This window comes from Pseudomonas sp. 2(2015), assembly GCF_000955865.1.
Classification (GTDB): Bacteria; Pseudomonadota; Gammaproteobacteria; order Pseudomonadales; family Pseudomonadaceae; genus Aquipseudomonas.
Map to the genome: position 1 here is coordinate 48,677 of NZ_JYOF01000014.1, position 22,392 is coordinate 71,068.

Genomic DNA, 22,392 nt, shown 5'->3' on the forward strand with positions numbered 1-22,392 from the left:
CCATTGGATCCGCGCGGTCCGCGGGATCCGGCACGTCTCAGTCAAAACTGGGAATAATGTTGGCCTTGTCGATCGAGTCGATCGGCAACAGGAATTCGTTGTTATCCACCTGGACCACAACATCCTGCTCCTCCACGCCACGGAGAAGGCCCTGAAAGTTACGACGACCTTCAAAGGGCGTACGCAGCTTGATCTTCACTTGTTCACCGGCATGCGAAGCGAACTGTTCCAAGGTGAACAGTGGGCGTTCCATGCCAGGAGAGGACACTTCAAGGGTGTACTCGGAACTGATCGGATCTTCGACATCGAGAACACCGCTGATTTGACGACTGACAATCGCGCAGTCATCAACCAGGATTCCATCCTCTTTATCGATATAGATACGCAGTACCGAATGTTTGCCTTGAGAGATGAATTCGATCCCCCAGCATTGATAGCCAAGAGCCTCGACCACCGGGGCCAACAAGGCCTGCAACTGTTCTAGCTTGCTCGACACCTGAACCCCCTCGTGCATGCTATGCAAATAAAAAATGGGCAAAGCGCCCATCCCTGATACGCCGTTGAATACCGGCGTTATGACTGTTCAGCCAAGAAAAAGCCCCTGCAAAAGGGGCTCCGCTGAAACTGGTTGCGGGGGCTGGATTTGAACCAACGACCTTCGGGTTATGAGCCCGACGAGCTACCAGACTGCTCCACCCCGCGACAAAGCTGGGGCGAAAGTATACGACCGAACCCCGACAGGGTCAATCTAACCTCCACCTACAAGAAAGCCCGCTGTAGCGGGCTGTCTTGTTTCAATTGGTACCGAGAAGGGGACTCGAACCCCTACACCCTATGGGCACAACCACCTCAAGGTTGCGTGTCTACCAATTCCACCACCTCGGCAATACTACTTTGAAACCCGTTACTTCTGCTCTTGAGCGGGAGGAACATCGCCAGTGTTAGTGGCTTCGCTCTTCTGCTCCTGGAGCACCGGTACATCATCTGTTGCCGGCTTTTGCTGCTTCACTTCCAAGACCGCTGGATCTGGCAACCCTACTTGAGTCAGCTCGTGAGCTTTCTCCTTAGCAAAGTATCCTAACCCAAGAGCAGTTAAGAAGAAAGAGGCAGCTAGTATAGCAGTAAACTTACTCAGAAAGGTAGCAGAACCTTGGCTTCCGAACACAGTATTTGAAGCACCTGCGCCGAAAGATGCACCCGCTTCCGCACCTTTACCCTGTTGCAGCAACACCAGCACTACCAAACCCAGCGCGCCCAACAGATGCAAAACAACGATCACTGTTTCCAGCATTTTTCAGTTTCCTGCGGCGCGACAAATTGCACCGAATTCGTCTGCGTTCAGGGAAGCCCCACCAATCAGGCCCCCATCGATATCCGGCATGCCGAACAGTTCAGCCGCATTGGCCGCCTTCACGCTGCCGCCGTATAGAAGCCGCACATTCGCCGCGACTTCCGGGTTCTTTGCCGCCAGCTGCTCGCGAATGGCTTTATGCACATCCTGAGCCTGCTGTGGCGAGGCCGTCAGCCCTGTACCGATGGCCCATACAGGCTCATAGGCAATCACCGCACTGGCGAAGACTTCGACACCGAACGCTTCGATGACGCTGTCCAGCTGACGCCCGACAATCTCAAGCGTTTTACCCGCTTCGCGCTCTTCGAGGGTTTCCCCTACACAGAGCACCGGCTTCAAACCGCAAGCCTGTGCCGCAGCGAACTTGCGATTGAGGACTTCGTCGTTCTCGCCAATGATCTGGCGGCGTTCGGAGTGCCCAATCAGTACCAGCTCGCAACCTGCCTCGGCCAGTTGACTCGGTGCAATCTCACCGGTCAGTGCGCCTTGCTCAGGCTGTACCGCAGAATTCTGAGCGCCGACGGCGATCGCCTTGCCTTGTACGCCATCAATTACCTGATTGATGTACAGGGCGGGGGGAAACACCGCGACCTCGACACCGCTCGGCAGGGCGAGATTACTCAAGCCCTTGATCAGCTCAGCGACGCTGGCGCGGGTACCGTGCATCTTCCAGTTACCAGCTACCATAGGGCGACGCATGCTGTACCTCGTCGGTCAAAGAGGGCGCAGATGTTACCCAACCCGATCACCTCTGGCAAGCCTATTTCAAACGCAAACTTCACTTACCAGTTTTGCCAGGGCTTCGGCGTGGCCGCGCACCTGACTTTCGTCCTCGCCTTCGACCATTACCCGCACCAGAGGCTCTGTCCCGGACTTGCGCAGCAGCACACGGCCACGACCGGCCAGGGCCTCGGTAACCTTGGCACTGGCTTCCTGAACGGCCGGATGCTCAAGCGGGTCGACCTTGCTCGCGCCGAAGCGCACATTGATCAGTACCTGCGGGCATTTGCGCAGGGCCTGGCGAGCCTGGGCGAGGGTTTCCTCACGGCGCTTGAGGGCCATCAGCACCTGCAGCGCGGCGATGATCGCATCACCGGTGGTGGTGTGGTTGCAGCACACCACGTGCCCGGAGTTCTCGCCACCGATCACCCAATCGCGCTCCAGCAGCTCAGCCATCACGTAGCGGTCACCGACCTTGGCGCGCACGAACGGGATATCCAGGTCCTTCAGGGCCAGTTCCAGGCCCAGATTACTCATCAGGGTACCCACCACCCCGCCCTGCAGCTTGCCGCGCTCGTGCAGGTCACGGGCGATGATGAACAGCAGTTCGTCACCATCGACGATGGTGCCCGTGTGGTCCACCATCAGCACCCGATCGCCGTCGCCATCGAAGGCAATACCCAGATCGGCATGACCAACCAGCACCGCCGCCTGCAGCGACTCGATATGGGTCGAGCCGCAGTTCTCGTTGATGTTCAGGCCGTCAGGCTGCGCCGATAGCACGGTGACATCAGCACCCAGCTCGCGGAACACGCTGGGCGCAACCTTGTAGGTAGCGCCGTGGGCGCAGTCGACCACCAGCTTGAGGCCGGCGAAATCGGTGCTGCTCGGCACGCTGCTCTTGCAGAACTCGATGTAGCGACCGGCCGCATCGTTGATGCGCGAGACCTTGCCCAGCTTGCTCGATTCGACCACGGTCATCGGCTGGTCGAGCAACTCCTCGATCATCAGCTCGACTTCATCCGGCAGCTTGGTGCCTTGGCCGGAGAAGAACTTGATGCCGTTGTCGTCATGGGGGTTGTGCGAGGCACTGATGACGATGCCCGCTTCGGCATGGAAGGTACGGGTCAGGTAGGCGATGGCCGGGGTCGGCATCGGCCCCAGCAGCATCACATCGGCGCCGGCGGCGGAAAGGCCTGCTTCCAGAGCCGACTCGAACATGTAGCCGGAAATGCGCGTGTCTTTACCCACCAACACCCGGCAGGCACCCTGCTTGCGAAAGGCCATGCCAGCCGCCCAGCCGAGCTTGAGCATGAAGTCAGGGGTGATGGGGTATTCGCCGACACGGCCACGAATACCGTCGGTACCAAAATATTTTCTGCTCATAGATGCTCCATCACTCTTATTCGGCGGCTTGCACCGCAGCAATCATCCGCACTACATCGGCGGTTTCGGCGACATCGTGAACGCGCAGTATGCTCGCGCCCTTGGTCATCGCCAGCGCAGCCAGGGCCAGGCTGCCATAGAGCCGCTCACCGACCGGACGGCCCAGGGCCAGACCGATCATGCTCTTGCGTGAAACGCCCACCAGCAACGGACGCCCCAAGCGGTAGAGCGCGTCCATGTGCTTGAACAGGCTGAGGTTGTGCCCGAGGGTCTTGGCAAAGCCGAAACCCGGATCAAGGATGATCCGTTCGGCCTCGATGCCCACGGCCGCACACGCAGCCATTCGCTCTTCAAGATAGCTCGCCACCTCGGCGGTGACATCCTGGTATTGAGGATCGTCCTGCATGTCGCCGGGCTCACCGCGCATGTGCATCAGGCACACCGGCAAACCAGTGGCTGCCGCAGCATCCAGGGCGCCATCACGACTGAGCGAGCGCACATCGTTGATCAACCCGGCACCAAGCCTGGCCGACTCGCGGATTACGGCTGGCGTCGAGGTATCGACCGAGATGATCACATCGAGTTCGCGATTGATCGCTTCGACGATAGGCGCAACACGCTCCAGCTCTTCCAGTGCCGACACCGCGCGAGCGCCTGGGCGAGTGGACTCGCCACCGACATCGACCAGGGTTGCGCCGGCAGCCACCATCGCCTCGGCGTGGCGCAAGGCCGCATCGCGCTGGGTGAAGCGACCGCCATCGGAGAAGGAATCGGGGGTGATATTGAGGATACCCATGACATGGGTACGGGACAAATCAAGAACCCGGTTGCCGCAAGGCAACCGGGTCGGGTACTGCTGTGAGGTCATATATGCCCTTAGACTTGCGCCGCTGGACCGCCGATCGGCGACTCTGGGCGTGGAGCCGAGGCGTCCGGAGTGCCTGACCCACCTTCCCAGTCACGCGGCTCGCGTGGCTCGCGACCGGCCATGATGTCGTCGATCTGATCGGCATCGATGGTCTCGTACTTCATCAGCGCGTCGGCCATGGCGTCGAGCTTGTCGCGGTTCTCGGTGAGGATCTGCTTGGCCGTGGCATAGCACTGGTCAATGATGCTGCGCACTTCGGAGTCGATCAGCTTGGCGGTTTCACCGGAGACGCTGGCGTGCTGGGAACCAGCGCTGCGACCAAGGAACACCTCGCCCTCTTCTTCGGCATACATCAAAGGACCCAGTTTTTCCGACAGCCCCCACTTGGTGACCATGTTGCGGGCAATCTGGCTGGCCCGCATGATGTCGTTGGAGGCACCGGTGGTGACGCCATCGAAGCCCAGGGTCATTTCTTCGGCGATGCGGCCGCCGTACAGCGAGCAGATCTGGCTGATCAGCGCGCGCTTGGACAGGCTGTAACGGTCTTCCTCAGGCAGGAACATGGTTACACCCAATGCCCGGCCGCGAGGGATGATCGACACTTTGTAGACCGGATCGTGCTCGGGCACGACGCGACCGACAATGGCATGGCCAGCTTCGTGATAAGCAGTGTTCTGCTTCTCTTTCTCGGACATGACCATGGTCTTGCGCTCGGCGCCCATCATGATCTTGTCTTTGGCCAGCTCGAACTCTTTCATCTCGACCACGCGCTTGCCGCCACGGGCAGCGAACAACGAGGCTTCGTTGACCAGGTTGGCAAGGTCGGCACCGGAGAAGCCCGGGGTACCACGGGCAATAACGGCTGGATTGACGTTGTCGCCAATCGGCACCTTGCGCATGTGCACCTTGAGGATCTGCTCACGACCGCGGATATCCGGCAGGCCAACGACAACCTGGCGGTCGAAACGGCCTGGACGCAGCAGCGCCGGGTCGAGTACGTCCGGACGGTTGGTCGCGGCGATGACGATGATGCCGTCGTTCATTTCGAAGCCGTCCATCTCTACCAGCAACTGGTTGAGGGTCTGCTCGCGCTCGTCGTGACCGCCACCCATGCCGGCGCCACGATGGCGACCGACGGCGTCGATTTCGTCGATGAAGATGATGCACGGTGCGTGCTTCTTGGCCTGCTCGAACATGTCGCGAACACGGCTGGCACCGACACCGACGAACATCTCGACGAAGTCGGAACCGGAAATGGTGAAGAACGGCACCTTGGCTTCGCCGGCAATGGCCTTGGCCAGCAGGGTTTTACCGGTACCTGGCGGGCCGACCATCAGCACGCCGCGCGGAATACGACCGCCCAGGCGCTGGAATTTACCCGGATCGCGCAGGAACTCAACCAGCTCGCCGACTTCTTCTTTAGCTTCGTCGCAACCGGCAACGTCGGCCAGGGTAGTTTTTACCTGGTCTTCGGAGAGCAGGCGCGCCTTGCTCTTGCCGAAGCTCATCGGCCCGCCCTTGCCACCGGCGCCGCCCTGCATCTGGCGCATGAAGAACATGAATACGGCAATGATGACCAGGATCGGGAAGCTGGCGACCAGCAGTTGGGTCCAGATGCTCTGTTGCTCTGGCTGCTTGCCTTCAACCACGACGTGGTTGTCGACCAGATCACCGATCAGGCCGTTGTCCTGAATGGCCGGACGGATGGTCTTGAAGCTGTCGCCATCGGTGCGTTTACCGGTAATGACGTAGCCGTCGACCGCAACGCGCTCGACCTTGCCATCCTTGACCTGCTGAATGAAGTCGGAATAGTTGAGGGTCTGCGGCTCATTCGGGCTGGAGAAGTTGTTCATCACCGTCACCAGGACAGCCGCGATGATCAACCACAGGATCAAGTTCTTTGCCATATCGTTCAATTAGCTACCCTCTGAAGCCGGCTGACGGCGCAGCCGTGCCTCGCATGATATTCACCGGCTTAACTTACTACATAACCTACACATCTGCAGGCGCCGTCTGTAACCCTTTGTGAAACCTAGACTACACGAAGTACATCCAGGTCAGGCAGGAGAGCCGATTGGAAAAAACTATCGGATACCCTGGAAGCCGCCGGCCTGACGCCCCTACTCGCCGCGATACCCCCGCGCCAGCAAGTACTGCTCGCGGGAGCGGTCCCGCGAAGAATCAGGCTTGAGCATCTGGACCTTGTCGAATTTCTGACGAGCGTCCTTGAGGTATACGTCAAACCCTTCGCCCTGGAAAATCTTGATCAAAAAATCGCCACCCGGCTTGAGTACCCGGGTCGCCAGATCAAGGGCCAGCTCACAGAGAAACATGGCCTTGGGAATATCCACGGCAGGCGTACCACTCATATTGGGGGCCATATCGGAAATCACAAGGTCTACGTGTGAATTACCCACTGCTTCGAGAATCTGCGCCAGCACTTCGTCCTGGGTAAAGTCGCCCTGGATGAAGGTAACGTCGGGAATGCTGTCCATTTCGAGGATATCGGAGGCGATCAAACGGCCCTGACCGCCGATCAGACGACTGGTCACCTGCGACCAGCCACCGGGCGCCGCGCCGAGGTCGACGACACTCATGCCGGGGCGGATAATCCGGTACTTTTCCTGGATTTCCAGCAATTTATAGCTCGCACGCGAGCGATAACCATCCTTTTGCGCTTTTTTAACGTAAGGATCGTTGAAGTGTTCTTTCAGCCAGCCAAGGCTTGTCTTGGAACGCGCCATTGGGCACCTCGATGATAAGGGTCGTGATTAACTGGGCGGATCCACGGGCCCTCGGGTAAAATGGCCGCCATTTTTACAGAATCAGACAAAGGGTCAGATTATGCCGCTCAATAACGAGCAGAAGAAACAGTACAAATCCATTGGCCACGATCTGAAACCAGTTCTGATTGTGGCAGGCAATGGGCTGACTGAAGGGGTTATCGCCGAACTCGAACGCGCCCTGGCCGATCACGAGCTGATCAAGGTCGAAATTCGCTCCGAAGACCGCGAAGAACGTGCCGCCGCAATCGCCGCGCTGTGCAAGGCCGGCCGCGCCGAACTGGTACAGACCATCGGCAAGAAGGCGCTGATCTATCGCCGCAATCCACAGCCGAACAAACAGCTGTCGAACATCCACCGTTACAAGTGATGTTCGCCGCGGTCAGTGGCGCGCCTTGCGCGCCCTGCCCGGCACGGGTTGCATGACCAGCAGCAGGCCGGTCAGGCCCAGCACCAGGTAGCAGAACAGCTGCCAGCGCAACTCCTCCGGCATGCCCACGCGCAAGGCGAAATACACCACGCACGCCAGCATCGCCATCGACAGCAATTGCCCCCGCATATCCCGCCACAGACTGGCCAGGCCCTGAGCCTGCATCAGCACCAATGCCTGCACGCCTGCGCAAAACGCCGCAAACGCGACCAGCAACGATGCCATCAGGCTGCCGATATCCTCGATCAGCAGCGGCGCCAGGCCAATCTTGCCCAACGCCGGCAGCAAACCGAAATGCAACATCCACAGGCCGCCAACCCAGAACACCTGGGTCAGTTGCCAGATCACCGCGGCCGCGGCAAAGCCGCGGCGTCGGTCAGATGTGTTTGACTTCGACAATCTCGTACTCGACCGTACCGCTTGGCGTCTTGATCACCACGGTATCGCCCTCTTCCTTGCCGATGATGGCGCGAGCGATCGGCGCACCGACCGAGAGCTTGCCGTTCTTGACGTCCGCCTCGTCCTCACCAACGATCTGGTAGGTCACCTCTTCGTCGGTTTCGGTGTTGGCCAACACTACGGTGGTGCCGAAAATCACTTTGCCGGTATGGGCAATGGTGGTGACGTCGATCACCACCGAGTTCTGCAGACGGCCTTCGATATCGCGGATACGCGCCTCGACCATACCCTGCTCTTCACGGGCAGCGTGGTACTCGGCGTTTTCCTTGAGGTCGCCCAGCTCACGGGCCTCACCAATGGCCTGGCTCAGGCGCGGACGCTCGGTCTTGCTCAGGAACAGGTGCTCTTCCTCCAGGGCGCGAGCGCCCTGGACGGTCATCGGGTACTTGGTAATGCTCATGCTTTGAGTCCTGCATGCAGATCCTGCAAGCGGCGAACGGTCTTTTCCGGACCAAATTTCAGCGCTTCGCAGATGGCTTCACCGGCCGCAATGGTGGTGGTGCAGTAGATCTTGTGCTGCAACGCATTGCGACGAATCGAGTAGGAGTCGGCGATCGACTGACGACCTTCGGTGGTGTTGATGATCAGCGACACTTCGTCGTTCTTGATCATGTCGACCACGTGCGGACGACCTTCGGTCACCTTGTTCACGCGACGCACTTTCAGGCCAGCCGCTTCGATGACCTTGGCGGTACCGACGGTGGCAACCACTTCGAAGCCCAGGGCGATCAGGTCGCGGGCAACGCCGGCCACTTGTGGCTTGTCGTCGTCACGCACGCTGATGAACGCGGTACCGCCAGTCGGCAGCACTTCGCTGGCACCCATCTGGGCCTTGGCGAAGGCTTCACCGAAGCTGTCGCCGACACCCATGACTTCACCGGTGGATTTCATCTCAGGGCCGAGGATCGGGTCAACACCCGGGAACTTGGCGAACGGGAACACCGCTTCCTTGACGCTGTAGAAGTTAGGAATGATTTCCTTGGTGAAGCCGATTTCCTTCAGCGATTTACCAGCCATGACGCGCGCGGCAATCATCGCCAGCGAGGTGCCAATGCACTTGGAGACGAACGGTACGGTACGCGAGGCGCGCGGGTTGACTTCGATCACGTAGATCTTGTCGCCCTGCAGGGCCAGCTGCACGTTCATCAGGCCGACAACGCCCAGCTCCAGGGCCATTTTCTTGACCTGTTCGCGGACTTCGTCCTGCACATGGGCCGGCAGCGAGTACGGTGGCAGCGAGCACGCCGAGTCACCGGAGTGAACGCCGGCTTGTTCGATGTGCTGCATGATCGCGCCGATCACCACATCGGTGCCGTCGCAGACCGCATCCACGTCCATCTCGATCGCGCAGTTGAGGAAGTGGTCGAGCAGCACCGGGCTGTCGTTGGACACTTGCACCGCTTCACGCAGGTAGCGCTTGAGCTCGTCCAGCTCGTAGACGATCTCCATGGCGCGGCCGCCCAGTACGTAGGACGGGCGCACCACCAGCGGGTAACCGATCACGCCGGCAGCACGAATCGCTTCGTCTTCGCTGCGCACGGTGGCGTTTGGCGGCTGCAGCAGGTTCAGGCGCTGAACCATCTGCTGGAAACGCTCGCGGTCTTCGGCGCGGTCGATGGCGTCCGGGCTGGTACCGATGATCGGCACGCCGGCTTCTTCCAGGGCGCGGGCCAGTTTCAGCGGGGTCTGGCCGCCGTAATGGACGATCACGCCTTTGGGCTTCTCGACGCGAACCACTTCCAGCACGTCTTCCAGGGTCAGCGGCTCGAAGTACAGGCGGTCGGAAGTGTCGTAGTCGGTGGAGACGGTTTCCGGGTTGCAGTTGACCATGATGGTCTCGTAACCGTCTTCACGCAGGGCCAGTGCTGCGTGCACGCAGCAGTAGTCGAACTCGATACCCTGGCCGATACGGTTAGGACCGCCACCGAGGATCATGATCTTGTCACGGGTCGACGGCTTGGCCTCGCACTCTTCCTCATAGGTCGAGTACAGGTAGGCGGTGTCGGTGGCGAACTCGGCGGCGCAGGTGTCGACGCGCTTGTAGACCGGGAACACTTCCAGCTTGTGGCGGTGACGACGCAGGTTCTTGTCGGTGATACCCAGCAGCTTGGCCAGACGCTGGTCAGAGAAGCCCTTGCGCTTCAGACGCAGCATCAGGTCCTTGTCGATCGCCGACAGGGCCAGGGTCTTGACCTTCTCTTCTTCCTTGATCAGGTCTTCCATCTGCACCAGGAACCAGTGATCGATACCGGTCAGGGCGAAGATTTCGTCGCAGGTCATGCCCGAACGCATGGCGTCGGCGACGTACCAGATGCGCTCGGCGCCCGGCACGGTCAGCTCGCGCTTGAGGATGCTGGCAGCGTCAGGGCTGGCCAGGTCGACTTTCGGGTCCAGGCCGCAAACGCCAACTTCCAGGCCGCGCAGGGCTTTCTGCAGCGATTCCTGGAAGGTCCGGCCGATGGCCATGACTTCACCCACGGATTTCATCTGGGTGGTCAGGCGGGCGTCGGCTTTCGGGAATTTCTCGAAGGCGAAACGCGGCAGCTTGGTGACGACGTAGTCGATCGACGGCTCGAAGGACGCCGGGGTACGGCCGCCGGTGATGTCGTTCTGCAGCTCGTCGAGGGTGTAACCGACGGCCAGCTTGGCGGCGATCTTGGCGATCGGGAAGCCGGTGGCTTTCGAGGCCAGCGCCGAGGAACGGGAAACCCGCGGGTTCATCTCGATCACGACCATGCGGCCGGTGTCCGGGCAGATACCGAACTGCACGTTGGAACCGCCGGTCTCGACACCGATTTCACGCAGCACCGCCAGCGAGGCGTTGCGCATGATCTGGTATTCCTTGTCGGTCAGGGTCTGTGCTGGCGCCACGGTGATCGAGTCACCGGTGTGCACGCCCATCGGGTCGAAGTTCTCGATCGAGCAGACGATGATGCAGTTGTCCTTTTTGTCGCGGACCACTTCCATCTCGTACTCTTTCCAGCCGATCAGCGATTCGTCGATCAGCAGCTCTTTGGTTGGCGACAGGTCCAGACCACGGGCGCAGATTTCTTCGAATTCTTCACGGTTGTAGGCGATGCCGCCACCGGTGCCACCCATGGTGAAGGACGGACGGATGATGCACGGGAAGCCGAGCTTCTCGAGCACCGCGTTGGCCTCTTCCATGCTGTGGGCGATGCCGGAGCGCGGGCACTCAAGGCCAATGGCCTTCATGGCGGTGTCGAAGCGCGAACGGTCTTCAGCCTTGTCGATGGTATCGGCGTTGGCGCCGATCATCTCTACGCCGAACTTTTCCAGAACGCCTTCGCGCTCCAGGTCCAGGGCGCAGTTCAGGGCAGTCTGGCCACCCATGGTCGGCAGCAGCGCGTCAGGACGCTCCTTCTCGATGATCTTGGCAACGGTCTGCCACTTGATCGGCTCGATGTAGGTGGCGTCGGCCATGGCCGGGTCGGTCATGATGGTGGCCGGGTTGGAGTTCACCAGGATGACGCGGTAGCCCTCTTCGCGCAGGGCTTTACAGGCCTGGGCGCCGGAGTAGTCGAATTCGCAGGCCTGGCCGATCACGATCGGGCCAGCGCCGAGAATCAGGATGCTTTTGATGTCTGTACGTTTTGGCATGGGTTGTCACTCAATTCCGCAGGTCAGTCGGCAAGCCGCATTGAACAATCTTGGGGGCGGCACCTGAACGCGGCTTGCACCGGTCCAGGGCCTTCTCGCCAGATGCTCAGCGGCGCTTGGCCATGGCATCGATGAAACGGTCGAACAGTGGCGCGACGTCGGTCGGGCCCGGGCTGGCTTCAGGGTGGCCCTGGAAGCTGAACGCGCTCTTGTCGGTGCGCTCGATACCCTGCAGGGTACCGTCGAACAGCGACTTGTGGATGGCGCGCACGTTGCCCGGCAGGGTCGCTTCGTCAACCGCAAAGCCGTGGTTCTGGCTGGTGATCATGACCACGCCGGTGTCCAGGTCCTGGACCGGGTGGTTGGCGCCGTGGTGACCATGACCCATTTTCACGGTCTTGGCACCGGAGGCCAGGGCCAGCAACTGGTGGCCCAGGCAGATGCCGAATACCGGGATCTCGGTTTCGAGGATGTCCTTGATCGCCTGGATCGCGTAGTCGCAAGGCTCCGGATCGCCAGGGCCGTTGGACAGGAACACGCCATCAGGGTTGAGTGCCAGGACTTCGCTGGCCGGGGTTTGCGCCGGCACTACGGTCAGGCGGCAACCGCGGGCAACCAGCATGCGCAGGATGTTCAGCTTGACGCCGAAGTCGTAGGCAACCACGTGGTAAGGCAGCTCGGACGCCTCGATTGTGGCGTGGCTGTCGGTCTTCAGCTCCCAGACGCTGGAGCGCCATTCGTAGCTGCTCTTGGTGCTGACGACTTTCGCCAGGTCCATGCCCTTCAGGCCCGGAAAACCGCGAGCGGCGGCGATTGCAGCCTCTTCGCTGATGTTGTCGCCGGCGAGGATGCAGCCGTTCTGCGCGCCCTTCTCACGCAGGATGCGGGTCAGGCGACGGGTGTCGATACCTGCGATCGCCACTACGTTGTTGGCCTTGAGGTAATCAGGCAGGGATTGCTTGTTGCGCCAGTTGCTCGCGATCAAAGGCAGGTCGCGAATCACCAGGCCCGCCGACCAGACGCGGTCGGACTCGGCGTCTTCCGGCGTGGTACCGGTGTTGCCGATGTGCGGGTAAGTCAGGGTAACGATTTGCTGCGCATAGGAAGGGTCAGTCAGGATTTCCTGATAGCCGGTCATTGCGGTGTTAAACACCACCTCACCAACGGTTTGTCCGTCGGCTCCAATGGCTTCACCGCGAAAAATGCTGCCATCGGCAAGGGCGAGTATGGCTGGCTTAGTCAAGAAGACCTCCCGTAAATCAAGCCTGAAGGGGCGATCGCAGGTTGCAAAAAAGCGGAATGACGTATAGACACGTCACCCCGCTTTCTTCGTCGAATTATCTGCGCGCTTTTAGTGGACACACTAAAGCTGTAGCTTACAGAAAAACGCTTTTTTGGTCTACCACTGATGTGCCTGAAAGGCGCAGGAATGCGACAGGGCGCACTGGGAGGGTCTTGTGGGAGCGGGCTTGACCCGCGATTGCGGCGTGACAGACAAACCGCAATCGCGGGTCAAGCCCGCTCCCACAGGGGATACAGCGCAGGTCAACGCAGGTCGAGCACGTCCTGCATGTCGTACAAGCCAGGCTCGCGCCCGTCCAGCCACAGCGCGGCACGTACCGCACCCTTGGCGAAGGTCATGCGACTGGAGGCCTTGTGGGTGATCTCCAGGCGCTCACCTTCGGCAGCGAACAGCACGGTGTGATCACCGACCACATCGCCAGCGCGCACAGTGGCAAAACCGATGGTCTTGCGATCACGCGCGCCGGTCTGGCCTTCACGGCCATATACCGCCACTTCCTGCAGGTCACGACCCAGGGCATTGGCAACCACTTCACCCATGCGCAGCGCGGTACCCGACGGCGCATCGACCTTGTGCCGGTGGTGCGCCTCGATGATCTCGATATCGACATCATCGCCCAGCACCCGCGCCGCCATGTCCAGCAACTTGAGGCTGAGATTGACGCCAACGCTGAAGTTGGCGGCGAAGACGATAGGAATGTCCTTGCCCGCCTCGGCCAGCAGTTGCTTTTCTTCGACCGAGAAACCGGTGGTGCCGATGATCATCGCCTTGCCTGCCTTGCGGCAGAACGCCAGGTTCTTCAGGGTCACCGAGGGGTGAGTGAAGTCGATCAGCACGTCGAACTCGTCGGCAACCTTGGCCAGGTCGTCCGACAGCAACACACCGATTCGGCCCAGAGCCGCCAGTTCACCGGCATCAGCGCCGACCAGCGAACTGTCCGGGCGATCGATCGCTGCGGTCAGCCCGGCACCCGGGGTTTGCTGCACCGCTTCGATCAGGGTCTTGCCCATGCGCCCTGCAGCGCCCATTACCGCTATACGTCGCATGCCCTATTCCTTCTTAGAGATCGCCGAAGAAGCGTTTCACGCCTTCGAACCAGCCATTGGCTTTCGGCGAGTGGGAACTGTCGCCTTCCAGCGAATCACGCAGCTCTTCGAGCAGCTCACGCTGGCGACGGCTGAGGTTGACCGGGGTTTCCACCGCGACCCGGCACATCAGGTCACCGGCACCACCACCGCGAACCGGTGCCACACCTTTGCCGCGCAGACGGAACTGCTTGCCGGTCTGGGTGCCTTCCGGGATCTTCAGCTTGACCCGGCCATCGAGGGTCGGCACTTCCAGCTCGCCACCCAGGGCAGCGTCGGTGTAGCTGATTGGCACTTCACAGTACAGGTGCTTGCCGTCGCGCTGGAAAATCGGGTGCTCACGCACGTTGATGACAACGTACAGGTCGCCAGTCGGGCCGCCGTGCGAACCGGCTTCACCTTCACCGGACAGACGAATACGGTCGCCGGTATCAACGCCAGCCGGGACCTTGACCGACAGCGTCTTGTACTCTTCGATGCGCCCTTCGCCGTGGCACGAATCGCACGGGTCGGTGATGATCTTGCCCTGGCCGTGGCAGCGCGGGCAGGTCTGCTGGACCGAGAAGAAGCCCTGCTGCATGCGCACCTGGCCGATACCGCCGCAGGTCGGGCAGGTCGACGGCGACGAGCCTTTCTTGGCCCCGGAACCGTCGCACGGCTTGCAGTTGACCAGCGTCGGCACACGGATATTGACCGTGGTGCCGCGCACGGCTTCTTCCAGGTTCAGTTCCAGGGTGTAGCGCAGGTCGCTGCCACGCTGGGCGCCACCGCGCGAACCACCACGGCCACCGCCGAAGAAATCGCTGAACACATCGCCGAAGATATCCGAGAAGTTCGCGCCGCCGAAACCGGCACCGCCGCCACCCATGCTCGGATCCACGCCGGCATGACCATACTGGTCATAGGCCGCACGCTTGCTGGCATCGGAGAGCACTTCGTAAGCCTCGTTGGCTTCCTTGAATTTCTCTTCCGAGTCCTTGTCATCAGGATTACGGTCCGGGTGATGCTTCATCGCCAGGCGGCGATAGGCCTTCTTCAGGTCCGCTTCACTGGAGCCGCGCTCAACTCCCAGAACTTCGTAATAGTCACGCTTTGCCATAAGTCTTTGCACTCTTGAGGACGTTCGGCAAACCTCTGCGCATTCCGCGCTGTGCCGCCAGCACCCGCCTCACCTGCCCCACGGGCAGCTGACAGATGCTGTAAAAATTCGGGTATTGCAGACACGCCAACGCGGGAGCAAGCCCCCGCGCGGCGACATCCTACCAGCCAACCATCAATAAACAGTCAACTGGCCGACAACCTGTAGCAATTACTTGTTGTCTTTGACTTCTTCAAACTCGGCATCGACGACGTCGTCGTGCTTGGCTTCCGGCTCAGCTTGCTGAGCACCACCCTGAGGCTGTTCAGCCGACTGCTCGGCGTACATCTTCTGGGCAACCGGAGCCGAGACCTTCGACAGCTCTTCGACTTTAGCGTCGATGGCAGCCTTGTCGTCGCCCTTGATGGCGGCTTCCAGGGCAACCACGGCCGCTTCGATCGCGGTTTTCTCGTCGGCAGTGACCTTGTCACCAGCGTCAACGACCATCTTGCGAGTCGAGTGAACCAGTGCATCACCCTGGTTACGGGCAGCGGCCAGCTCTTCGAACTTGCGGTCTTCTTCCGAGTTCGCTTCGGCGTCGCGGATCATCTGCTGAATTTCTTCATCAGACAGGCCGGAGTTGGCCTTGATCACGATCGACTGGGTCTTGCCAGTGGCCTTGTCTTTGGCGCCGACGTGCAGGATGCCGTTGGCGTCGATGTCGAAGGTCACTTCGATTTGTGGCACACCACGTGGAGCAGGTGGAATGTCGGCCAGGTCGAACTTGCCCAGGGACTTGTTCTGAGCAGCCTGCTTACGCTCACCTTGCAGCACGTGAATGGTCACGGCGCCCTGGTTGTCATCGGCAGTCGAGAACACTTGCGACTTCTTGGTCGGAATAGTGGTGTTCTTCTCGATCAGCGCGGTCATCACGCCGCCCATGGTTTCGATACCCAGGGTCAGCGGGCTGACGTCCAGCAGCAATACGTCCTTGACGTCACCGGCCAGTACCGCACCCTGGATGGCAGCACCCATGGCAACCGCTTCGTCCGGGTTGACGTCTTTACGCGCTTCTTTGCCGAAGAAGTCGGTAACCGCTTTTTGCACCAGCGGCATACGGGTCTGACCGCCGACCAGGATCACGTCGTCGATCTTGCTGACGTCGATACCGGCGTCTTTCATGGCGATGCGGCATGGCTCGATGGTGCGCTGAACCAGGTCTTCTACCAGCGATTCCAGCTTGGCGCGGGAGATCTTCACGTTCAGGTGCTTAGGACCGGTGGCGTCTGCAGTGATGTACGGCAGGTTGACGTCGGTCATCTGGCTCGAAGACAGCTCGATCTTGGCCTTTTCAGCGGCTTCTTTCAGGCGCTGCATAGCCAGCGGGTCACCCTTGAGGTTCATGCCGCTTTCTTTCTTGAACTCGTCGACGAGGTAGTCGATCAGGCGGATGTCGAAGTCTTCACCACCGAGGAAAGTGTCACCGTTGGTGGCCAGAACTTCGAACTGGTGCTCGCCATCGACTTCTGCGATTTCGATTACCGAAACGTCGAAGGTACCGCCACCCAGGTCATAAACGATCACGGTGTGATCGCCCTTGGCCTTGTCCATGCCATAGGCCAGCGCAGCCGCGGTCGGCTCGTTGATGATCCGCTTGACGTCCAGACCGGCGATACGGCCGGCGTCTTTGGTGGCCTGGCGCTGGCTGTCGTTGAAGTAGGCCGGAACGGTGATCACCGCTTCGGTCACTGGCTCGCCGAGGTAGTCTTCGGCGGTCTTCTTCATTTTTTTCAGGATTTCAGCCGAGATTTGTGGCGGCGCCATTTTCTGGCCGTTCACTTCAACCCAGGCGTCGTTGTTGTCAGCTTTGACAATTTTGTACGGAACCATCTGGATGTCTTTCTGCACCACTTCTTCTTCGAAGCGACGACCGATCAGACGTTTTACCGCATACAGGGTGTTGTGCGGGTTGGTGACCGCCTGGCGCTTGGCCGACTGGCCAACCAGGATTTCGCCGTCGTTGGCGTAGGCGATGATCGACGGCGTGGTACGAGCGCCTTCGGCGTTCTCGATGACCTTGACGTTGCCGTTTTCCAGAATGGAGACACAGGAGTTGGTGGTCCCCAGGTCGATACCGATGATTTTACCCATGTTAACTCTCCCGAAACTTGAATTTGGTTGCCGCAGCAGTGGTGGCTAACTGCGGTAATACTTGAATGCTTGACACCTAGATGGGGGCGCCGGAAACGATTTCAAGCCTGCTCGTCAATCGACGGCGAAACCGCTGCCGGGGCCTTGCTGACCACGACCATGGCCGGGCGCAGCAGGCGACCGTTGAGCTGGTAGCCCTTCTGGAACACCTTGAGCACGCTGTTGGGCTCGACCTCGGCGCTTTCCTGCATGGCCATCGCCTGATGGTGCTCGGCATTGAACGGTTCGCCGTGCGGGTCGATGGCCTCGAGGTTGTAGCGCTTGAGGGTGTCGTGGAACATCTTCAGGGTCAGCTCGATACCTTCGCGCATCGGGCGAATGCTCTCGTCGTCGGGGCTGGACAGTTCCAGGCCGCGCTCGAGGCTGTCGATGACCGGCAGCAGGTCACCGGCGAATTTTTCCAGGGCGAACTTGTGCGCCTTTTCTACGTCCTGCTCGGCGCGGCGGCGCACGTTCTGCAGGTCGGCGGCGGTGCGCAGGGATTGATCCTGGGCCGCCGCCAGCTGCTCTTCGAGCACCTGCACGCGGGCGCTCAGCTCTTGGTCGCCAGTCGCTTCGGCGTTCAGATTCTGTTCATCCAGCTGTTCGTCAGCCATAAAATCTCTCCTCTCGAATAAGGTCTGCGAGCATTACTCGCGCGTCTGCCGGCTATATGGGGTCGCAAAACCCAGGTTCAAGGGCCGGCAACACAGCTTGTACACATTCGCTCATAACCCAGCGCAATCAGAACCGCGCCGCGATTACCAAATTGAACTAAACATCAGCATTGTCAGCGGATTTAAAAACACTGTATAAATAACCAGACCTAACGCCTGGGAGCCGCCCCAATGCTGGTGCACCTGTCCGTACACAATTACGCCATCGTCGAACACCTGGACCTCGAGCTCGCCCGCGGGATGAGCGTCATCACCGGTGAAACCGGGGCCGGCAAATCGATCATGCTCGACGCCCTGGGCCTGACCCTGGGCGATCGCGCCGACAGTGGCGTGGTGCGCCCAGGGGCCGACAAGGCCGACATCCTTGCCACCTTCGACCTGGTCGACATCCCCGAGGCGCGCAGCTGGCTCGCCGAACGCGACCTCGACAGCGACGGCCCGTGCATCCTGCGCCGGGTGATCACCGCCGAAGGCCGTAGCCGTGGCTATATCAACGGCACGCCCTGCCCGCTCGGCGACCTCAAGGCCCTGGGCGAGCTGCTGATCGATATCCACAGCCAGCACGAACACCAGTCACTGCTGAAAACCGACACGCATCGTCGCCTGCTCGATGAATACGCCGGCGCCACCGACCTCGCCCGCCAGGTCCAGCTTGCCGCCCAGCGCTGGCGCCAGACCCGCCAGGAGCTGGAGCGGCTGTCCAATTCCGGCGATGAGCAGCGCGCGCAGCACCAGCTGCTCAGCTATCAGCTCGAAGAACTCGACAACCTTGGCCTGGGCGAGAACGAGCTGGAACTGCTGGAGCAGGAACACAAGAACCTGACCAACGCCGAAGCACTGTTCGGCATCTGCCGCCAGGTCATCGACCACTGCAGCGAGAACGACTCGGGCAACGTGCTCAATGCCCTGACCGCCAGCCTTAACCGCCTGACCGCCGTGCACAACGCGCCCAAGGCCCTGGGCGAGGCAGCCAGCATGATCGCCAGTGCGCAGATCCAGGTAGAAGAAGCGGTTGGCGAGCTGAACCGCTTCCTCGACAACTTCGACGCCGACCCGGCGCGCCTGCAACAGCTCGAAGAGCGCCTCGACACCATCTATACCCTCGCCCGCAAACACCGGGTGCACCCCACCGAGCTGGCTGGCTTGCAGCAGCGCCTGATGGAGGAACTGGAGAACCTCAACGCCAACGACGAATCGATCGAGCGCCTGGGTGAAGAACTGGCCGCCTATGCCCGCCACTACCAGGACAAGGCCGGCGAACTGAGCGCCCTGCGCCAGCAAGCCGCCAGCCAGCTGGCCCGTGCGGTGGAGCAGGAAATCCAGCGCCTGGGCATGCCAGGCGGGCGTTTCAGCATCGAGTTGCGACCCAACAGCAGCGACGAACTGCAACCCCAGGGCCTGGAGCAGGTCGAGCTGCTGGTCAGCGCCAACCCCGGGCAGCCGCTCAAGGCCCTGGCCAAGGTGGCTTCCGGTGGCGAGCTGTCGCGGATCAGTCTGGCGATCCAGGTGATTACTGCACAGACCTCGCGCATCCCGACCCTGGTGTTCGACGAAGTCGACGTCGGCATCGGCGGGCCAACGGCAGAGATCGTCGGCCAGCTGCTGCGCCGCCTGGGCGAGCGCGGCCAGGTGCTGACCGTCACTCACTTGCCGCAAGTGGCTGCCCAGGGCCATCACCACCTGTTCGTGCACAAGGTGCGCGACAGCGATGCCACCCACACCGCAGTGGCCAACCTGGGCAAGCGCGAGCGCGTTGAAGAGGTTGCACGCATGCTCGGCGGCATCGACCTGACCAAAGAATCCCTGGCCCACGCCCGCAAGATGGTGGTCACCAGCAAGGCCTGAAACGCGCAGCTATAAAAAGCTGCCAGCCAGAAAGCACGAAGGCGACCCCAGGGTCGCCTTCAGTACATATGCAGCAATGTAATAATTGCTTACTTTTTCTTGCGTACGTACAGGACCAGATTGTGGTCCACCAGCTCGAAACCGTGCTCTTCCACGATTTGCTTCTGGCGCTTCTCGATTTCACTGTCGAAAAACTCGATGACTTCGCCGGAATCGACGTTGACCATGTGGTCGTGGTGACCACCGTCAGCCAGCTCGAACACGGCGTGGCCGCCATCGAAGTTGTGGCGCACGACCAGGCCTGCGGCTTCGAACTGAGTCAGAACACGGTAAACCGTGGCCAGACCGACGTCCTCGCCTGCCTCCATCAGCGCTTTGTAGACATCCTCAGCACTCATGTGACGCTGCTCGGTAGAGTCGAGCATCTGTAGAATTTTCACTCGAGGCAGTGTCACCTTGAGACCGGCTTTGCGCAGTTCGCTATTTTCAACCATGGTCAGCTTTCTCGCCGATGCTGCTTCGCAGCTTCTCTGAATACGGGTATGATCGGGGTTTACGTTGTCCAGCCAAGATAGTGGAAGTCGCCCACCGATGCAAAACACCAAGCTCTTGCTAACCAGCCTCACCTTCGTGGGACTGCTCGCACTCGCCGGTTGCTCGTTCCCCGGGGTTTACAAAATCGACATCCAGCAGGGCAATGTCGTCACGCAAGACATGATAGACCAATTGCGCCCCGGAATGACCCGTCGGCAAGTACGGTTTATCATGGGCAACCCGCTGATCCAGGATACGTTCCATACCAATCGCTGGGATTACCTGTACAGCCTGCAGCCTGGCGGCGGTGAGCGCCAACAGGAGCGCATGAGCATCTTCTTCAACGAGAACGATCAGCTCAGCAGCCTGTCCGGCGACTTCATGCCAGGTGTCAGCCGCGACCAGGAAATCCTCGGTGGCAGCGGCGATACGACTGTCAGCCCGACTGGCAGCACCGAACCCGCTGCGCAGGAAAAACCTGCCAAGCCAGGCTCGCTGGAAGACACCATCCAGAAAGACGTCGATACCATTGAGGTTATCCCGGTGCCGGTGCCCGAGCCACTGGATACCTCGCCGCAGTAAGCCTGCAGCGCGTACAAAAAAGCCCGGACCCGTCCGGGCTTTTTATTGCCTGAAATTCAGCGCTTGGCTTTCTTGAAGACCCTTGCAACCTTGGCCGCGCGCTGCTTGCGCACCTCTTTCGGGTCCGCCAGCAAAGGCCGATAAAGCTCGATGCGATCACCCGCCTCAACCTTGTGTGCTTCAGGATTGGCGATCACCCGGCCAAAGACCCCGACCGGGCAGGCCTGAATATCGGCCTCGGGAAAATGCGCGGCGATCCCCGACAGTTTTACTGCTTCATTAATAGTCGCACCCGCCGGCACCTCAACACTGAGCAGCACCTGCCGCTCAGCCACGGCATACACCACCTCGACGGTCAGCAAGGCTTCAGACATGGAGCTGCTTGGCACGCTGGCAGAAAGCATCGACAAGAGTGTTGGCGGCCTGGTTGAACAACGGCCCCAAGGTGGCACGCACCAATGGCCCGGCGTAATCGAACGACAGGTCGAGGCTGATCTTGCAGGCTTTCTCGCCCAACGGCTTGAACACCCAGACACCATGCAGCTGGGAAAATGGCCCTTCTTCAAGGTTCATTTCGATGGACTGGCCCGGCACCAGCACATTGCTGGTTACAAACTGCTGGCTCATCCCGCCCTTGGCTACCTCAAGGCGTGCGCGCATGTGCGTGTCGCTTTCTTCGATCACGGTGCTGGACGAACACCAGGGCAGGAACTCCGGGTAGCGCGCGACATCATTGACCAGGTCGTACAGGGCCTGGGCGGGATATGGCAGCAGGGCCGAACGTTGAATATGGGTAGTCATCCAGGGGTCGATTCCAAAGCTGAGCGGCAAACGCAACCCGAATGCCGATGGGCGCCATTGAGCGCATCAAGTGCGCGCATTGTCCGGGATTCACGGCAATGGCTCAAGCGCACCGCTACCCATAGCCGACAGCGCGGCGACTGCCTATAATGCCGCCCCTATGGCTAAACAAAAGAAACATCCGACAGGGACTATCGCGCAGAATAAAAAGGCGCGTCACGATTACTTCATCGAGCACAAGTTCGAGGCCGGATTGGTCCTGTCCGGTTGGGAAGTAAAAAGTCTGCGTGCCGGCAAGGCGCACCTGACCGACAGTTACGTGGTGCTCAAGGATGGCGAGGCCTGGCTGATGGGCAGCCATATCACGCCGCTGACAGCCGCCAGTACTCACGTCATCGCCGACCCGACACGTACCCGCAAACTGCTGCTCAACCGTCGAGAGCTGGAACGCCTGCATGCGGCTGTCCAGCAGAAGGGCTACACCTGCGTGGCCTTGTCGATCTATTGGAGCAAGCACTTGATCAAGTGCGAAATCGCACTGGGCAAGGGCAAGAAGGAATACGACAAGCGCGATACCCAGCGCGAGCGCGATTCCGACCGCGAGTTGCAGCGCGCGGTACGCAACAAGGGCAAGGAAGACTGATTCCAGCCTGAAGCGCCCTCATCGCGGGGCAAGCCCGCT

The 22,392-nt window shown here is 60.5% G+C and carries 22 protein-coding genes and 2 tRNA genes; 4 read left to right on the forward strand and 20 right to left on the reverse strand.

What is annotated here, in order from left to right; all coding sequences use genetic code 11:
* Positions 1–37: 37 nt before the first annotated feature.
* From rimP to rlmE, 9 genes are all read right to left on the reverse strand, one after another.
* Positions 38–496: a ribosome maturation factor RimP gene (rimP, locus tag UB48_RS18545; RefSeq protein WP_045200046.1), complete on the reverse strand. Its 459-nt coding sequence runs from the start codon at positions 494–496 to the stop codon at positions 38–40.
* 129 nt (positions 497–625) lie between these two features.
* Positions 626–702: transfer RNA gene (locus UB48_RS18550), tRNA-Met, on the reverse strand.
* Between the two features lie 97 nt (positions 703–799).
* Positions 800–885 (reverse strand) — tRNA-Leu (locus tag UB48_RS18555).
* A 19-nt stretch (positions 886–904) separates the two neighbouring features.
* Positions 905–1,291 (reverse strand): preprotein translocase subunit SecG, encoded by a 387-nt coding sequence (gene secG / locus UB48_RS18560; protein WP_038998663.1) that lies wholly within the window; start codon positions 1,289–1,291, stop codon positions 905–907.
* Between the two features lie 3 nt (positions 1,292–1,294).
* Positions 1,295–2,050 carry a triose-phosphate isomerase gene (gene tpiA, locus UB48_RS18565; protein ID WP_045199723.1) on the reverse strand — a complete coding sequence of 252 codons (756 nt, stop codon included), beginning with the start codon at positions 2,048–2,050 and terminating at the stop codon, positions 1,295–1,297.
* Between the two features lie 66 nt (positions 2,051–2,116).
* A complete protein-coding gene (gene glmM / locus UB48_RS18570; RefSeq protein ID WP_045199725.1) occupies positions 2,117–3,457 on the reverse strand; it encodes a phosphoglucosamine mutase in 1,341 nt (446 codons plus the stop codon).
* Positions 3,458–3,473: 16 nt separating this feature from the next.
* Entirely contained in the window at positions 3,474–4,325 is an 852-nt protein-coding gene (folP, locus tag UB48_RS18575; protein WP_045199728.1) for a dihydropteroate synthase, read from the reverse strand.
* Positions 4,326–4,333: 8 nt separating this feature from the next.
* Positions 4,334–6,232, reverse strand: coding sequence for an ATP-dependent zinc metalloprotease FtsH (gene ftsH, locus UB48_RS18580; RefSeq protein WP_038998658.1), 1,899 nt, complete (start codon positions 6,230–6,232; stop codon positions 4,334–4,336).
* Positions 6,233–6,445: 213 nt separating this feature from the next.
* Positions 6,446–7,069 (reverse strand): 23S rRNA (uridine(2552)-2'-O)-methyltransferase RlmE, encoded by a 624-nt coding sequence (gene rlmE / locus UB48_RS18585; protein WP_010222974.1) that lies wholly within the window; start codon positions 7,067–7,069, stop codon positions 6,446–6,448.
* Positions 7,070–7,169: 100 nt separating this feature from the next.
* Between rlmE and yhbY the strand changes: the two genes are divergently transcribed.
* On the forward strand, positions 7,170–7,478 hold the full coding sequence (yhbY, locus tag UB48_RS18590) for a ribosome assembly RNA-binding protein YhbY (protein ID WP_038606752.1): 309 nt from the start codon (positions 7,170–7,172) through the stop codon (positions 7,476–7,478).
* 12 nt (positions 7,479–7,490) lie between these two features.
* On the opposite strand, the gene UB48_RS18595 is transcribed toward yhbY, so the two are convergent.
* The 8 genes from UB48_RS18595 to grpE form a co-directional block, all read right to left on the reverse strand.
* Positions 7,491–7,886 carry a hypothetical protein gene (locus tag UB48_RS18595; protein ID WP_045199737.1) on the reverse strand — a complete coding sequence of 132 codons (396 nt, stop codon included), beginning with the start codon at positions 7,884–7,886 and terminating at the stop codon, positions 7,491–7,493.
* 28 nt (positions 7,887–7,914) lie between these two features.
* On the reverse strand, positions 7,915–8,397 hold the full coding sequence (gene greA / locus UB48_RS18600; protein ID WP_176794211.1) for a transcription elongation factor GreA: 483 nt from the start codon (positions 8,395–8,397) through the stop codon (positions 7,915–7,917).
* Positions 8,394–11,615: a carbamoyl-phosphate synthase large subunit gene (gene carB / locus UB48_RS18605; protein ID WP_045199739.1), complete on the reverse strand. Its 3,222-nt coding sequence runs from the start codon at positions 11,613–11,615 to the stop codon at positions 8,394–8,396. Before carB ends, greA begins: the two co-directional genes overlap by 4 nt.
* 106 nt (positions 11,616–11,721) lie before the next feature.
* Positions 11,722–12,858, reverse strand: a complete 1,137-nt coding sequence (gene carA, locus UB48_RS18610) for a glutamine-hydrolyzing carbamoyl-phosphate synthase small subunit (protein WP_045199740.1) — start codon at positions 12,856–12,858, stop codon at positions 11,722–11,724.
* 302 nt (positions 12,859–13,160) lie between these two features.
* On the reverse strand, positions 13,161–13,964 hold the full coding sequence (gene dapB / locus UB48_RS18615) for a 4-hydroxy-tetrahydrodipicolinate reductase (RefSeq protein ID WP_038998653.1): 804 nt from the start codon (positions 13,962–13,964) through the stop codon (positions 13,161–13,163).
* A gap of 13 nt (positions 13,965–13,977) precedes the next feature.
* Positions 13,978–15,102, reverse strand: a complete 1,125-nt coding sequence (gene dnaJ, locus UB48_RS18620; RefSeq protein ID WP_045199742.1) for a molecular chaperone DnaJ — start codon at positions 15,100–15,102, stop codon at positions 13,978–13,980.
* A gap of 210 nt (positions 15,103–15,312) precedes the next feature.
* The gene (dnaK, locus tag UB48_RS18625) at positions 15,313–17,232 is read right to left on the reverse strand and encodes a molecular chaperone DnaK (RefSeq protein ID WP_038998651.1); all 1,920 of its coding nucleotides are present in this window, start codon (positions 17,230–17,232) and stop codon (positions 15,313–15,315) included.
* 101 nt (positions 17,233–17,333) lie between these two features.
* Positions 17,334–17,888: a nucleotide exchange factor GrpE gene (grpE, locus tag UB48_RS18630; protein WP_045199745.1), complete on the reverse strand. Its 555-nt coding sequence runs from the start codon at positions 17,886–17,888 to the stop codon at positions 17,334–17,336.
* A gap of 231 nt (positions 17,889–18,119) precedes the next feature.
* On the opposite strand from grpE, the gene recN reads away from it, so the two are divergent.
* Positions 18,120–19,793, forward strand: coding sequence for a DNA repair protein RecN (recN, locus tag UB48_RS18635; RefSeq protein ID WP_045199748.1), 1,674 nt, complete (start codon positions 18,120–18,122; stop codon positions 19,791–19,793).
* 89 nt (positions 19,794–19,882) lie between these two features.
* On the opposite strand, the gene fur is transcribed toward recN, so the two are convergent.
* On the reverse strand, positions 19,883–20,287 hold the full coding sequence (gene fur, locus UB48_RS18640) for a ferric iron uptake transcriptional regulator (protein ID WP_045199750.1): 405 nt from the start codon (positions 20,285–20,287) through the stop codon (positions 19,883–19,885).
* A gap of 97 nt (positions 20,288–20,384) precedes the next feature.
* On the opposite strand from fur, the gene UB48_RS18645 reads away from it, so the two are divergent.
* A complete protein-coding gene (locus tag UB48_RS18645) occupies positions 20,385–20,909 on the forward strand; it encodes an outer membrane protein assembly factor BamE (RefSeq protein ID WP_045199752.1) in 525 nt (174 codons plus the stop codon).
* 56 nt (positions 20,910–20,965) lie between these two features.
* Here the strand turns inward: UB48_RS18645 and UB48_RS18650 are convergent, their stop codons facing one another.
* Together UB48_RS18650 and UB48_RS18655 are read right to left on the reverse strand one after the other, a co-directional pair.
* Complete coding sequence (locus UB48_RS18650) at positions 20,966–21,283, reverse strand: RnfH family protein (protein WP_045199754.1); 318 nt, start codon at positions 21,281–21,283, stop codon at positions 20,966–20,968.
* Positions 21,276–21,710: a type II toxin-antitoxin system RatA family toxin gene (locus UB48_RS18655; RefSeq protein ID WP_045199756.1), complete on the reverse strand. Its 435-nt coding sequence runs from the start codon at positions 21,708–21,710 to the stop codon at positions 21,276–21,278. Before UB48_RS18655 ends, UB48_RS18650 begins: the two co-directional genes overlap by 8 nt.
* A 160-nt stretch (positions 21,711–21,870) precedes the next feature.
* Between UB48_RS18655 and smpB the strand changes: the two genes are divergently transcribed.
* Positions 21,871–22,353, forward strand: a complete 483-nt coding sequence (gene smpB / locus UB48_RS18660) for an SsrA-binding protein SmpB (protein WP_028944546.1) — start codon at positions 21,871–21,873, stop codon at positions 22,351–22,353.
* Positions 22,354–22,392 lie beyond the last annotated feature (39 nt).

Excerpts from the sequence above, each read along its gene's own strand:
- secG (WP_038998663.1), bottom strand. The coding sequence starts at position 1,291 with ATGCTGGAAACAGTGATCGTTGTTTTGCATCTGTTGGGCGCGCTGGGT.
- tpiA (WP_045199723.1), bottom strand. The coding sequence starts at position 2,050 with ATGCGTCGCCCTATGGTAGCTGGTAACTGGAAGATGCACGGTACCCGC.
- glmM (WP_045199725.1), bottom strand. The coding sequence starts at position 3,457 with ATGAGCAGAAAATATTTTGGTACCGACGGTATTCGTGGCCGTGTCGGC.
- folP (WP_045199728.1), bottom strand. The coding sequence starts at position 4,325 with ATGACCTCACAGCAGTACCCGACCCGGTTGCCTTGCGGCAACCGGGTT.
- ftsH (WP_038998658.1), bottom strand. The coding sequence starts at position 6,232 with ATGGCAAAGAACTTGATCCTGTGGTTGATCATCGCGGCTGTCCTGGTG.
- rlmE (WP_010222974.1), bottom strand. The coding sequence starts at position 7,069 with ATGGCGCGTTCCAAGACAAGCCTTGGCTGGCTGAAAGAACACTTCAAC.
- yhbY (WP_038606752.1), top strand. The coding sequence starts at position 7,170 with ATGCCGCTCAATAACGAGCAGAAGAAACAGTACAAATCCATTGGCCAC.
- greA (WP_176794211.1), bottom strand. The coding sequence starts at position 8,397 with ATGAGCATTACCAAGTACCCGATGACCGTCCAGGGCGCTCGCGCCCTG.
- carB (WP_045199739.1), bottom strand. The coding sequence starts at position 11,615 with ATGCCAAAACGTACAGACATCAAAAGCATCCTGATTCTCGGCGCTGGC.
- dapB (WP_038998653.1), bottom strand. The coding sequence starts at position 13,964 with ATGCGACGTATAGCGGTAATGGGCGCTGCAGGGCGCATGGGCAAGACC.
- dnaJ (WP_045199742.1), bottom strand. The coding sequence starts at position 15,102 with ATGGCAAAGCGTGACTATTACGAAGTTCTGGGAGTTGAGCGCGGCTCC.
- dnaK (WP_038998651.1), bottom strand. The coding sequence starts at position 17,232 with ATGGGTAAAATCATCGGTATCGACCTGGGGACCACCAACTCCTGTGTC.
- grpE (WP_045199745.1), bottom strand. The coding sequence starts at position 17,888 with ATGGCTGACGAACAGCTGGATGAACAGAATCTGAACGCCGAAGCGACT.
- recN (WP_045199748.1), top strand. The coding sequence starts at position 18,120 with ATGCTGGTGCACCTGTCCGTACACAATTACGCCATCGTCGAACACCTG.
- fur (WP_045199750.1), bottom strand. The coding sequence starts at position 20,287 with ATGGTTGAAAATAGCGAACTGCGCAAAGCCGGTCTCAAGGTGACACTG.
- UB48_RS18645 (WP_045199752.1), top strand. The coding sequence starts at position 20,385 with ATGCAAAACACCAAGCTCTTGCTAACCAGCCTCACCTTCGTGGGACTG.
- UB48_RS18650 (WP_045199754.1), bottom strand. The coding sequence starts at position 21,283 with ATGTCTGAAGCCTTGCTGACCGTCGAGGTGGTGTATGCCGTGGCTGAG.
- UB48_RS18655 (WP_045199756.1), bottom strand. The coding sequence starts at position 21,710 with ATGACTACCCATATTCAACGTTCGGCCCTGCTGCCATATCCCGCCCAG.
- smpB (WP_028944546.1), top strand. The coding sequence starts at position 21,871 with ATGGCTAAACAAAAGAAACATCCGACAGGGACTATCGCGCAGAATAAA.